The organism is Acidovorax sp. GW101-3H11 (genome assembly GCF_001633105.1).
In the GTDB taxonomy this organism is placed as follows: domain Bacteria; phylum Pseudomonadota; class Gammaproteobacteria; order Burkholderiales; family Burkholderiaceae_C; genus Acidovorax.
In genome coordinates, this window is the sequence record NZ_LUKZ01000032.1 from 1 (window position 1) to 12,636 (window position 12,636).

The 12,636-nt window shown below is 65.3% G+C and carries 12 protein-coding genes; 1 reads left to right on the top strand and 11 read right to left on the bottom strand.

Annotated features, from left to right (window positions below):
- Nucleotides 1-133: 133 nt before the first annotated feature.
- The 11 genes from A1D30_RS25005 to A1D30_RS22465 form a co-directional block, all read right to left on the bottom strand.
- Nucleotides 134-715, bottom strand: a complete 582-nt coding sequence (locus A1D30_RS25005) for a RelA/SpoT domain-containing protein (protein WP_082836585.1) — start codon at nt 713-715, stop codon at nt 134-136.
- A 376-nt stretch (nt 716-1,091) separates the two neighbouring features.
- Complete coding sequence (locus A1D30_RS22420; protein WP_063462953.1) at nt 1,092-2,144, bottom strand: NAD(P)/FAD-dependent oxidoreductase; 1,053 nt, start codon at nt 2,142-2,144, stop codon at nt 1,092-1,094.
- A 103-nt stretch (nt 2,145-2,247) separates the two neighbouring features.
- A complete protein-coding gene (fdxA, locus tag A1D30_RS22425) occupies nt 2,248-2,604 on the bottom strand; it encodes a ferredoxin FdxA (protein ID WP_063462954.1) in 357 nt (118 codons plus the stop codon).
- Nucleotides 2,605-2,718: 114 nt separating this feature from the next.
- Nucleotides 2,719-4,092, bottom strand: a complete 1,374-nt coding sequence (locus tag A1D30_RS22430; RefSeq protein WP_063462955.1) for a GTP-binding protein — start codon at nt 4,090-4,092, stop codon at nt 2,719-2,721.
- Between the two features lie 14 nt (nt 4,093-4,106).
- Nucleotides 4,107-5,060 (bottom strand): sulfate adenylyltransferase subunit CysD, encoded by a 954-nt coding sequence (cysD, locus tag A1D30_RS22435; RefSeq protein WP_063462956.1) that lies wholly within the window; start codon nt 5,058-5,060, stop codon nt 4,107-4,109.
- A gap of 141 nt (nt 5,061-5,201) precedes the next feature.
- Entirely contained in the window at nt 5,202-5,825 is a 624-nt protein-coding gene (locus A1D30_RS22440; RefSeq protein WP_063462957.1) for a phosphoadenosine phosphosulfate reductase family protein, read from the bottom strand.
- A gap of 34 nt (nt 5,826-5,859) precedes the next feature.
- Nucleotides 5,860-6,246 (bottom strand): DUF934 domain-containing protein, encoded by a 387-nt coding sequence (locus tag A1D30_RS22445; protein WP_063462958.1) that lies wholly within the window; start codon nt 6,244-6,246, stop codon nt 5,860-5,862.
- A 28-nt stretch (nt 6,247-6,274) separates the two neighbouring features.
- Nucleotides 6,275-8,062 (bottom strand): nitrite/sulfite reductase, encoded by a 1,788-nt coding sequence (locus tag A1D30_RS22450; RefSeq protein ID WP_063462959.1) that lies wholly within the window; start codon nt 8,060-8,062, stop codon nt 6,275-6,277.
- A gap of 23 nt (nt 8,063-8,085) precedes the next feature.
- A complete protein-coding gene (locus A1D30_RS22455) occupies nt 8,086-8,889 on the bottom strand; it encodes a sulfite exporter TauE/SafE family protein (protein WP_063462960.1) in 804 nt (267 codons plus the stop codon).
- Nucleotides 8,890-9,009: 120 nt separating this feature from the next.
- Nucleotides 9,010-10,971, bottom strand: coding sequence for an FAD-dependent 5-carboxymethylaminomethyl-2-thiouridine(34) oxidoreductase MnmC (gene mnmC, locus A1D30_RS22460; protein ID WP_063462961.1), 1,962 nt, complete (start codon nt 10,969-10,971; stop codon nt 9,010-9,012).
- Between the two features lie 17 nt (nt 10,972-10,988).
- Nucleotides 10,989-11,261 carry an oxidative damage protection protein gene (locus A1D30_RS22465; RefSeq protein ID WP_010461281.1) on the bottom strand — a complete coding sequence of 91 codons (273 nt, stop codon included), beginning with the start codon at nt 11,259-11,261 and terminating at the stop codon, nt 10,989-10,991.
- A 158-nt stretch (nt 11,262-11,419) separates the two neighbouring features.
- On the opposite strand from A1D30_RS22465, the gene A1D30_RS22470 reads away from it, so the two are divergent.
- Nucleotides 11,420-12,442 carry a sulfate ABC transporter substrate-binding protein gene (locus A1D30_RS22470; protein WP_063462962.1) on the top strand — a complete coding sequence of 341 codons (1,023 nt, stop codon included), beginning with the start codon at nt 11,420-11,422 and terminating at the stop codon, nt 12,440-12,442.
- Nucleotides 12,443-12,636: the final 194 nt, after the last annotated feature.

Below are 12,636 nucleotides of genomic sequence, written 5' to 3' on the forward strand. Positions count from 1 at the left end.
CAGGCAAATGGCCGCGAAGGCGGCAAGAAGGGCCTCGGGGCAACCCAAAAGCAAGGCCCACCAGCAGGCAAAAAGGGCGGTCTCTGCGCGATCTGAAAACTGCGGCCTTGTAGCACTCACGAATTCGAGTTGTTCAGGACATCCCTAGGTCAACTATCTCTAGCAACGCTGAAACTCGATTGATTGTTCGTCGGAGCGGTGGCGGTACCCCTGCCTCTTGCTTGTACTGCAGCTTATGTGAAGCTGCCGCCCAGATATGCTGCGCAAGAGTCCGAATTTGCAGTTCAACCGTGAGTTGACCCAGTCCACTAAGGGTGGGGACACCCAACCACGATTCCGGAAGGCGAACGATAAAATGTTGAGACTGGTAGCCGAACTGAGAATCTCCCAGGCGCGTTACCGTATCTTCACGCGAGACTACTTCGAAGACTTGTTCAATTAGTCCGACTGCTTTGCCAACGTCGGAGCTAAAGAGCAAGATGACTCGAACGCCTACCAAGTCTGGTAGTTCCCTGATGGACTGCAACTTGAGCTGTTTTCTTTCGAGCTTTTCTGCAACAGAACTCCACGTCTTCAATCGACTTTCTATTGGTACGCCGAGGGTGAGGGAGTTCTCAGAAATCAGTGCCATTAGCTGGTCTGAGATCGCTATCCGCAAGCGCTCTGCCTTGCTACTAAAGTCTTGATACTCGCGACCGAGGCTTTCGATGTCCATAACTTTCCAATGAGTGCAGTGGGGTGGCCCGTCCCCTGGTCACTACACATGACGAGCTGAAACGGATCATAGCGATGCAGGCCTCCGGCTGGTACACCTCAGCGTGTTGGCCGACATGTGGGTCACGACGCCAGGGTCGATCTATCGCGCGATGGCCGGACGAAAAAAGGGCCAATGGCCCAGTTCTTCCGGCTGTTCTTGGCCCACATCTGCATGCAGCGCCAGAGTCTGTTCAATGGGGTTCAAAGGGACTCTCTCAGTCGGTTCCGGTGATCGGCTCCGACACCCCTAGCGGTGGCATTTCCCGGAGGAAATGTGTTGCAGATGGTAGTGGGTTGGCTGGGTGCCACCTGTCGGGCGCCAGCCAGCCAGTCAGTCAGGTGGATGAGGCCGTAGATGCAGGTGCCACGCCCAGCAATTGGTGCAGCCTTGGACTGGTCGTGGTGTACTGCAGCGCCACCTTATCGCCCTTGAGCGCCTCGGCCGCACCAAAGGCCGCCAGCGTGGCCTCGTGGAAGCCGCACAGGATGAGCTTGCGTTTGCCGGGGTATGTGTTGATGTCGCCCACGGCGTAGATGCCGGGAACGCTGGTGCGGAAGGCCTCGGTGTCCACCACCAGCTGTTTGCGGTCCATGGCCAGGCCCCAGTCGGCGATGGGGCCGAGGCGGGGCGAGATGCCGAGCACGGCCACCAGCAGGTCGATTGCCAGGGCTCGGGTGCTGCCATCGGCGTCCACGACCTGCAAGGCGGTCAGCTGGTCGCCTGTGGTGTCAATGCCGGTGATTTGCGCGGCCTCGACATGGATGCGGCCCACATCGCGCAATTGCTGCAGGCGCTGCAGCAGGGTGTCGGGCGCCTGGAACACGTCGCGGCGGTGCAACAGGCTGACGCGGGCGGCCTGGCCTTGTTCGGCCAGTTCCACGGCACGGGCCACGGCGGGCTCGTCGCCACCGTGCACGACCACATGGCGCCCGGTCACATCCACGCGGGCGGGCAGGTTCTGGTAGTGCAGCTGGGTGCCCACAAAGCGCTCGATACCGTCCACCTTGAGTGCACGTGGCACAAAGGCGCCCACACCGGCAGCAATGAACACGCTGCGGGCCAGCAGCCGCGCACCTTGGGATGTTTCAACCAGCAAACGCCCGTCGGCCTGTGCGGTGAGCGCGGACACCAGCGTGTTCAGGTGCCACTGGGTCTTGAACGGCGCGATCTGCTGGAGCAGCAAATCCGCCAGCTCCCGCCCGGTACAGACCGGGATGCCGGGGATGTCGTAGATGGGTTTGTCGCCGTACAACTCGACGCACTGGCCGCCCGCATGGGGCAGGGCGTCGATCACATGGGCGGTGATGCCTTGCAGGCCGAGCTGGAAGACCTGGAACAGGCCCACTGGGCCTGCGCCGATGACGACGGCGTCGGTTTCTTGAATCATGGGCGTCACGCTTGGGTGGTAGCGTTTGGCGCCACGTCGCGTTGGACCGACGCAAACCGTTCACGCTGAGCTGGTCGAAGCGCGGCGCAAGGCTTCGACAAGCTCAGCCCGAACGGTTGGCTGTGGGGGGGCACTTGACCAGTTCGTTGACTTTCCCGGGCTTGCCGTTCCACTCGTCGGCGTCAGGCAGCGCGGGCTTGCGCTTGGTGATGCTTTTCCAGCCGTCGGCAAAGGCCAGGTCAGCGTTGAGCTTGATGAAGGCGATCTGGTCTGCGGGCAGGTCTTCTTCGGCAAAGATGGCGTTGGCTGGGCACTCGGGGATGCAGACGGCGCAGTCGATGCATTCGTCAGGATCGATGACGAGCATGTTCGGGCCTTCGCGGAAGCAGTCCACGGGGCACACGTCCACACAATCGGTGTACTTGCACTTGATGCAGTTTTCGGAGACGACGTGGGTCATGACAGGAGTTGTGTGGGTCGGTGAAAACCCTCGATTTTAAAAGCTTTCACCGACCTTTGGTTACAGGGTCCCTCACCCCGATGGGGTGACTGGGGGTTGGGGTGCTGATTTGGATCAGTGGACCAGCACGGCGCCAGCGGTTTTGTGGCTGGCGGTGTCCACCAGGATCAGCGAGCCCAGCACGCGGGCCTGGCCGAACGCAGCGGCCGGGATGGCCTCTTGCAGCACAAGCTGGACATGGCCAATGGCGTTGGGGTCGAGCTGCGTGGCGGCTTCTTCGGCCAGCGTGTTGATGTTGAGCTTGTGCACCACGGCCTTGACCTTGGCCTTCACCCAGCGGTGGCCGTGCAGCGCCCAGTACACGCGGCCTGCAACCAGGGGCTCGTCGTCCATCCAGGCGATGGTGGTGGCCAGTTCGCGGCTGGCGGGCCAGGCCGGGGTGGCGGCGGGGGTGTCGCCAAAGTCGTCGTCAGCAGCGGGGGCAGCAGCTGCCGTGGGGGCGGCCAGGATCCAGTCGCCGCGCGACACATCCACCTCGCGGTCCAGGATGATGCCGGCGCTGGTGCCTGCGGGCACATCGGCGGGGCGGCGGGCGTGGTCCAGCACCTGGGCCACGGTGGCCAACTGGCCGCTGGGGAAGACCTGCACGGCGGTGCCGGGCGCAAAGCTGCCTGCGGCCACTCGGCCCCAGAACACGCGGCGGCCCTGGCTGGTGTCGGACGAGGACGAGAACTTCTCGACCCACTGCACAGGGAAGGCGGGGGCCAGCGCCGTGTCGGCGGGCGTGTTGGGCAGCACTTCGAGCACCTGCAGCAGCGTGGGGCCTTCGTAGCCGCACCAGCCTGCATGGGCATCGACCACGTTCCAGCCCTTGAGCGCGGACACGGGCACCGTGGCGCGCACGCTGATGCCAGCGGCCTGCGCAAAGGATTGCAGCGCGCCCTGGATGTGTTTCCAGGCCAGCGCGGGGTCTTCCACCGCGTCGAGCTTGTTCACGGCAAACACCAGCGAGTGCACGCGCAGCAAATGCGCCAGCAGGCTGTGGCGGCGGGTTTGCGGCAGCAGCGCCAGGTTGGGGTTCTTCCAGTCGAGCTTGGTCGCATCGACCAGCACCACGGCGGCGTCGGCGCTGCTGGCGGCGGTGACCATGTTGCGCGTGTACTGCTCGTGGCCGGGTGCGTCGCCAATGATGAACTTGCGCTCTTCGGTGGCGAAATAGCGGTAGGCCACGTCGATGGTGATGCCTTGTTCGCGCTCTGCGCTCAGGCCGTCGGTCAGCAGGGCCAGGTCGGTCTCGCCCTGGCGCTGCACACCGGCCAGGTGGTCTTGCAGCACGGCCTTGCTGTCCACCAGCAGGCGGCCGATCAGTGTGCTCTTGCCATCGTCCACGCTGCCGCAGGTGATGAACTTGAGGGCGGAAACATGGTCATTTTGGGCTTCACCGCCCGTCTGGTAAGCGTTGGCAGCTATCGAATTGGTAGTAGTCATCAGAAGTGCCCGTCTCAGAAATAGCCGTCTTTTTTGCGCTTCTCCATCGAAGCGTCGGAAGTCTTGTCGTCCATGCGCGTCGCGCCGCGTTCGCTCACGTCGGCGGCCAGGGTCTCGATGACGATCTCGGCCGGGGTGGCGGCGGTGCTTTCCACCGGTGCGGTGCAGGTGATGTCGCCCACGGTGCGGAAGCGCACATCGCGCGTTTCCACCACGTCGCCGTCGCGCGGCGGGGTCAGTTCGGTCACGGGCATCAACAGGCCCTTCTTGTCCACCACCTGGCGCTTGTGCGTGTAGTAGATGCTGGGCAGCGCGATGTTCTCGCGGTCGATGTACTGCCACACGTCCAGCTCGGTCCAGTTGCTGATGGGGAACACGCGGAAGTGCTCGTTCGGCTGCAGGCGGGTGTTGAACAGGGTCCACAACTCGGGGCGCTGGGCCTTGGGCTGCCATTGGCCGAAGCTGTCGCGGTGGCTGAAGATGCGCTCTTTGGCACGCGCCTTTTCTTCGTCGCGGCGGGCGCCGCCGATCAGGGCGTCAAAGCGGAACTCTTCAATCGCTTCGAGCAGCGTGACCGACTGGTGCACGTTGCGCGATTCGCCCGGGTGGGACAGGCGCACGGTGCCGCGCGCCATCGAGTCTTCGACGCTGCGCACGATCAGCTCGGCACCCAGCTCCTTCGCGCGGAAGTCGCGGAAGTCCGTCACTTCGGGGAAGTTGTGGCCCGTGTCGATCATGAGCAGCGGGTAGGGGATGCGGCCCGCGCCAAACGCTTTTTCGGCGCACTTGAGCATGACCAGCGAATCCTTGCCGCCCGAGAACAGCAGGGTGGGGCGCTCGAAGGCGGCGGCGACTTCGCGCAGGATGAAGATGGTTTCTTCTTCCAGCGCGTCCAGGTGGGAGTTGTTGAGGTGGTAGCTCATGTTGTTGGTTTTCTCAAGCAGCGCTGAGTCTGTGCGGGCGTTCATGGTCGGATCAGTGGGGTTTCGTACGGATGAGCGTTCGAACCATCAGAACCGTTCGGGCTGAGCCCTTCGACAGGCTCAGGACAGGCTTGCCGAAGCTCTGCGCGGCGCTTCGACCAGCTCAGCGTGAACGGTTTCTTGGTATCAATGCGCAATGTGCAAACCACACTCGCGGTTGTCTTCGCCCTTGGTGGGGTCCACATAGTCGAAGTTGTTGGGCAGGCCGTGTCTCACGCAGTATTCGTGCAGCTCTTTGGACGACCAGTGCAGCAGTGGCGCCACCTTGATCAGGCCGTCGGGGTTGATGCTCACCGGGTCCATCTGCGCGCGCACGGCGGTGTCGGTGGCCCGCAGGGCGGTGAACCAGACCTTGGGCGCGGTCTCGCGCAGGGCGCGGGCAAAGGGCTCCAGCTTCACCTCTTCGGTGAACGCGGCGTGGCGCGGGTCGTCCAGCCCCGGGGTGGTGCCTTCCACGGCTTCGCGGTGTGCGCGCGAGCGGCGCGGCAGGTAGATCTTGAGGTTCAGGCCCAGCTGCTTTGTGACCTCGTCGGCAAAGCGGTAGGTGGCTTCGGTGTTGTAGCCGTTGTCCATCCAGACCACGGGCACATCGGGGTTCACCTGCGACACCATGTGCAGGATCACCGCTTCGAACGGGCGGAAGTTGGTGGTGACGATGGGGCTCTGGCCCAGGCCCAGGGCCCAGGCGACGAGGCCCTCGGCGTTGCGGCCGAGTTCCGCGTTGATGTGTGCGAGATCGAATTGGCTCATGGTGCGATGGAGTGTGGGCGGGCCTGGCGGCAGATCAGGCGGCCTTGCTGGCAAATAGCGGCTGGGGGTTGACGGCGTCGCCCTGGTAGAAGCCGGGGAACCTCTCGAACTGGCGCTGGGCGTCGGCCGGGTCAACGCCTTCGCGCAGCACGGCCGAGCTGAAGCCCGTGCGCTGCATCTGCACCAGCTGGTCGATCAGAACGTCGCCGGTGGCGCGGATGTCGCCCGCAAAGCCACGGCGGCGGCGCAGCAAAAACGCCTGGCTGAACGCGCGGCCGTCGGTGAAGCTGGGGAAGTGCAGGTCCACACGCTCGACGCCGTCCAGCGGCAGGGCCAGCGCGTCGGCGTCGTTGGCCAGCGCCACGGTGCGGGCATCGCCTTCTGCGGGCGGCTGGTGGTCTTGGGATGCAAGAATTTTCATGGGTCTTGTAGGGATTGGCGGCTGGCGATCAGGCCGTGGCCAGCGCTTCGGTGGCAGGGTGGCGGGCGGTCTTGGCGGCTTCCTTGAACGGGTCGAGGCCGGTGCGGCGCACGGTGTTCTGGAAGGTCTCGCCGCTTTCGCGCAGGTCGCGGTAGGTGCCCAGCACGGCCTCGATCACGTCCGGCACTTCGGCGGCCGAGAACGAGGGGCCAATCACCTTGCCTGCGACAGCAGCGCCCGACAGGTCCGAGCCGTCCGAGCCGCCCAGCGTGACCTGGTACCACTCCTTGCCGTCTTTATCCACGCCCAGGATGCCGATGTGGCCGCTGTGGTGGTGGCCGCAGCTGTTGATGCAGCCGCTGATGTGCAGGTCGATCTCGCCGATGTCGTCGAGCTCGTCCAGGTCTTGATAACGCTGGGTGATGGCCTCGGCAATCGGCAGCGAGCGGGCATTGGCCAGCGCGCAGAAGTCGCCGCCGGGGCAGGCGATCATGTCGGTGAGCAGCTGCACGTTGGCGCTGGCCAGGCCCAGGGCCTTGGCTTCTTCCCACAGTGCAAACAGGCGGCTGGCGTGCACCCAGGGCAGCAGCACGTTCTGGTCGTGGGTCACGCGGGCTTCACCGGCGGAGTACTTGTCCACCAGGTTGGCCAGGGCGATGAGCTGGTCACTGGTCGCGTCGCCGGGCGACTGGCCGGGGCGCTTGAACGACAGCGTGACGGCGCGCAATTGCGGGTTTTGGTGGGCGTGCACATTGCGCTTGAGCCAGCGGCCAAACATTACATGCTCGGCCGCCTGCGCGTCCAGCTGTGCCTGCAGGGCCTCTGGCGCCACATCGGCAACGTCGGCCAGCTGAGGCGCCACAAAGCAGGCGGCCACGCGGTCGAATTCGGCCTGCGGGATGGTGTGGGGGCCGCCGTCAATCTCCAGGATCTGGCGGTATTCGGCTTCCACATCGTCGATGTACTGCTGGCCTTCGGACTTCACCAGAATCTTGATGCGGGCCTTGTACTTGTTGTCGCGGCGGCCGTGCTCGTTGTACACGCGCACGATGGCCTCGATGTAATTCATGATCTGGTTCCAGGGCAGGAACTCGCGGATCACCGTGCCGATGACTGGGGTGCGGCCCATGCCACCGCCCACAAACACCTTGAAGCCGATCTCACCCGCATCGTTCTTGACCAGGTGCAGGCCCACGTCGTGCCAGCCAGTGGCCGCGCGGTCGTCCTTGGCGCCGGTGATGGCGATCTTGAACTTGCGGGGCAAAAACGCGAACTCAGGGTGCAGTGTGGACCACTGGCGGATCAGCTCCGCATAGGGGCGGGGGTCCACGATCTCGTCCACGGCGATGCCCGCCAAGGCGTCGGTGGTGGTGTTGCGGATGCAGTTGCCGCTGGTCTGGATGCCGTGCAGGTTGACGCTGGCCAGCAGGTCCATCACGTCGGCGCTTTTGGACAGCGGAATCCAGTTGAACTGCACATTGGTGCGCGTGGTGAAGTGGGCGCAGTGCGTGGGCAAAAACGTGGTGCCCAGCTTGCCCTGGCCTTCCATGGCCGACTTGAACACGGCGGCTTCGGGCTCGTCGTATTCGCGGGCGATCTGTGCCAGCACGCGCAGCTGGCGGCTGGCGATCTCGCCATAGGGCACGGCCACGCGCAGCATGGGGGCGTAGCGCTGCACATACCAGCCGTTTTGCAGGCGCAGGGGGCGGAAGTCGTCCTCGCTCAGCTTGCCCGTCTGCCAGCGCGTGAGCTGGTCGCGGAACTGGTGTGCGCGCTGCTGCACGAACTGGGTGTCGAATTCTGTGTATTGGTACATCGTGGGGCGGGAACCGGGGGTTCCTAGATCAGAATCAATTTGAAGCCTGCCCAGGCCAGCAGGACGGACAGGGCGGAGCGGATCAGGCGCTCAGGCGTGCGGGTGACCAGGCGCGAACCCAGCCAGATGCCCGGCAGCGAGCCAGCCAGCAATTGTGCAAGCAAAGGCCAGTCCACCGAGCCCAGCGACGCATGACCCAACCCTGCCACCAGGGTCAAAGGCACGGCGTAGGCAATGTCGGCGCCAATCACGCGCGGCAGGGGCAGCAGGGGGTAGACCAGCAGCAGCACGGTGACGCCAATGGCGCCCGCGCCCACCGAGGTGAAGGTGACCAGCGTGCCGATCACGGCGCCCAGCAGCACGGGCAGGCTCCAGTGGCGGGGGCGGGTGGGGTCGCCCGCGTGGGCCTTGCGGGCAGCGGCTTCGGCCGCCTGGCGCTGGGCCGAAAACGCAATGGCCTTGTAGAGCGTGGCTGCCGCCGTGAGCAGCAGCGCAAAACCCAGCGTGGTGGTCATGATGCTTTGCGCCGTGCCGCTGGCCGGGCCCATCGCCTTGAGTGCCCACAGCGCCAGCAACGCGGCCGGAATGCTGCCTGCGCACAGCTGGCCCACCACCTTCCAGGGCACCAGGCGCTGGCGGGCCAGGCTCACGGTGCCGCCCATCTTGGTGAAAGCCGCAAACAGTAGGTCGGTGCCCACGGCCATGTGCGGCTTCACGCCAAAGAAGAAGATCAGGATCGGCGTCATGAGCGAGCCGCCGCCCACACCGGTCAGGCCCACGATGAGCCCGACGGCAAAGCCCGCAAAAACAAACGCCAATTCATGCATGGCGGCGAATATAGAGGGGCTTCTTATGGATGCAAACTATTGTTTTTCTCTGCCGATATGTCCATTTGTTTATAAGCAAGGATTGGCGCGGGCTGGCGGGGGGGGCTGCGGCAGCCCGCGTTACGCCAGGCGCTCGGTGCCCAGTGCCTTGGCCAGCCGCGCGTCGATGGGCAGGGGCTCGCCCTGCAGGCGCGCGGCCAGCAGTTCGCCACACAAAAGCGCCAGCGTCAGCCCGCGCGCGCCCATGGCGGTGCTGACCCACAGCCCGGGCAGGTGTGCCGGGTCCACGGGGCCCACGATGGGCAGGCGGTCGGGGGCGGTGCAGCGCACGGCGGCCCAGGTGTGCAGGGCGGGTGGGGCCCCGGCGGGCGGTGATGACGCTGAGGGTTGCAGCGCCCCGACGAACAGGGGTTCCAGCTGGGGGGCGATGCCGGGCAGCAAGCCCTGCAGCTTGGCCCAGTTGGTGGCGTGGGCTGCCTGGATGTCGGCGGCGCTGGGGGGCAGGGCCTGCACGTCCCGCTCGAACGTGGAGCCCATCACCCAGCCTTGGTCGCCTTGGGGGCTGTCGCCCAGCGGGAATCGGGGCACCAGGTTGCCGCTGCCGTTCGCCGGAAACGGAATGAATGGCAGCAGCGGCGCCGCAGGGGCTGCATGTTCGCCCCACGACACCTGGCCGCGCACCGGCTGCAGGGGCCAGCGGTGCTGCAGCAGCCCCGGGCTGCCCGCGCCCGCCGCGATGACCACGGTGGGCGCCTCGGCCAGCAGCTGGCCTTGGGCGTCCAGCGCCTGCCAGACCGGTGCTGCCGGGGGGCCATCGGCGACGGGCGTTTCCACACGCCGCAACTGGGCTACCGCGCAATTTCCCTGCCATTGAATGCCGGGGTGGCCCAGTAAGGCCCTGGCCAGGCGCGCCGGGCGCACCCAGCCCGCCTGGTGGTGCCAGCAGGCGGTGGCGTCGGGCGGTAACTGGGCAGCGGCCAGGCTGGCGGGCGGTGCAGGCTCGCTCCAGGCCGCGCCGGGTCCTTGGCCCCAATCGGGTGACAGGCCGGGCGTGCCATCGGTGCGGTGCTCCAGCACACCGCAATGCGCCCAGTCCACGCCCTCGCTCAGCAGCCAGTGGGCCTGCTCCAGTGTGGTGCGGATGCCGCTGCGCGACAGGCGCGACAGCACGCTGTCATCGGGCGACACATGGGGTGCAAACACCCCGGCGGGCAGGGCCGATGCGCCTGCGGCGGGCTCGGGGGCCTGGTCCAGCACGGTGACATGCCAGCCGCGCCGCGCCAGGCTGGCGGCGGTGGCCGCGCCTGCAATGCCGCCGCCGATCACGATGCAGGGCCCGGGCAGGGCAGGTTCGGGCGCCACCGCAGGCTGGCGCGTGGTGCGTGGCTCCCAGCGCGGGTTGTAGGTGGCATGCAGGTTGTCGCGCTTGGGCGGCACACCGGGCACGCGGGTTACTTCAAAGCCGCATTGCGCCAGGGCATCGCGCACGGCGCGGGCGATGGTCCAGGTGGCGAGCTGCGTACCGCGACGGCAGCAGCGCGCCACGGCCTTCAGGGTGTGCAGGTCCCAGCTTTCGGGGTTGCGCTGGGGGCTGAAGCCGTCGAGGTAGATGGAATCCACCACCAGGTTCTGCTGGCGCAGCATGGCCTGGGTGTCGCCCACATACAGGGTGAGCAAAACACGGCCTTCATCAAAACGCAGGCGGTGCACGCCCGGCAGCAGGCCCCACCACTGGCGGTGCAGTGCTTCGGCCAGCGGTGCCAGCTCGGGGTGGAACGAGGTGGCGCGCAACAGGTCGGCCGCACTCACGGGCCAGGCTTCGGTCGAGACAAAGTGCAGCAGCGTGGGCCGGGCAGGGTCGGCCCGCCACGCGGCCCAGGTCACCAGAAAGTTCAGGCCAAAGCCGAATCCGGTTTCCAGAATGCGCCACTGCGGCTGCCCCGCCCAGGCGGCGGGCAGGCCACAGCCGTTCAGAAACACGCGGCGGGCCTGGTCCAGGCCGCCGTTTTCACTGTGGTAGCGGTCGCCGAAGCGGGGGCTGTAGGGGGTGCCGTCCGGCAGCCAGTCAACAGGCTCGGACATGGAGAGAGGAAGAGGGGTCAGGCGCTGGGGGGCACGTAACCGGCCGCAGCGTCAGCGCCACCGCCAAAAAAGTGGTTCTCCATCTGCCGCGCCAGGTACTGGCGGGCGCGCGCATCGGCCAGGTTCAGGCGGTTTTCATTGACCAGCATGGTCTGGTGCTTGAGCCAGCCCGCCCAGGCTTCCTTGCTCACGCTTTCCCAGATGCGTTTGCCCAGCTCGCCAGGGTAGGGGGGAAAGTCGAGGCCTTCGGCTTCTTTGCCGAGCTTGATGCATTGAACGGTGCGTGCCATGGGAATTCCTTGCAGTGGGGGCGAGCGAAGAAGGGTTCGCTCAGATGATTTAGATATTAAGAACTGAAATCTCAGTAGTTCCAGTTTTGAAGAGGGCCTTCCAGAATGCGTTTCATCGGTGTTTTGCACCGCAACACATTCACAAAAGAGGCCCTTCCATGAACTTTCGCCGCGACTTTATCAAGTTTCCCTTCGCCGCCGCCCTGGTGGGCAGTTTGGCCCTGACGGCATTGCCGTCGTTTGCACAGTCTGTGACGCTGCTCAATGTGTCGTACGACCCCACGCGCGAGCTGTACGTGGAGTTCAACCAGGCCTTTGCCAAGCATTGGAAGGCCAAGACCGGCCAGGACGTGACCATCAAGCAAAGCCACGGCGGCTCGGGCAAGCAGGCGCGCTCCATCATCGACGGGCTGGACGCCGATGTGGCCACGCTGGCCCTGGCGGGTGACACCGATGCGCTGCACACCAACGGCGGCTGGATTCCCAAGGACTGGCAAAAGCGCCTGCCGCACAACAGCTCGCCCTACACCAGCACCATCGTGCTGGTGGTGCGCCAGGGCAACCCCAAGGGCATCAAGGACTGGGACGACCTGGTGCGCGCCGACGTGAAGGTGATCACGCCCAACCCCAAGACCTCGGGCGGCGCGCGCTGGAACTACCTGGCCGCGTGGGAGTTTGCCAAGCGCAAGTACGGCGGTGACGCCAAGGCCAAGGACTTTGTGGCCAAGCTGTATGGCAACGTGCCCGTGCTGGACACCGGCGCGCGCGGCTCCACCATCACGTTTGCGCAGCGCAACCAGGGCGACGTGCTGATCGCCTGGGAGAACGAGGCCTACCTGCTGGAGAAAGAGTTCGGCACCAAGTTTGATGTGATTGCCCCCTCGATCTCCATCCTGGCCGAACCTGCCGTCTCGGTGGTGGACAAGAACGTGGACAAGAAGGGCACCCGCGCCGTGGCCGAGGCCTATCTGCAGTACCTCTACACCGAAGAAGGCCAGGACATTGCGGGCAAACATTTCTACCGCCCGGCCGTGTCCGACAAAGCCAAGACCAAGTACGCCAAGCAGTTCCCCAAGCTGAACCTGTTCACCATCAACGACGCGTTCGGTGGCTGGGACAAGGCGGCCAAGGAGCACTTTGCGGACAACGCCAGCTTTGACCAGATCTACACGCGCAAGTAAGAACAGGAATGCCTGATTAGGTACCGATCTCAGATGGCTCTCACTCCCTTGTATCTTTCGTTTTCGATGTTTGGGGAAATGAGTTTGTGCGGTTATCCACAGCCCGTTGGCCCTCTGGGCCGCGAGCCCGCGGGAGAGCATTTGGCGTGGATGGCTGGCCGTTTGTTGCGAGCCCGAACAGTTGCTGGTTGGCT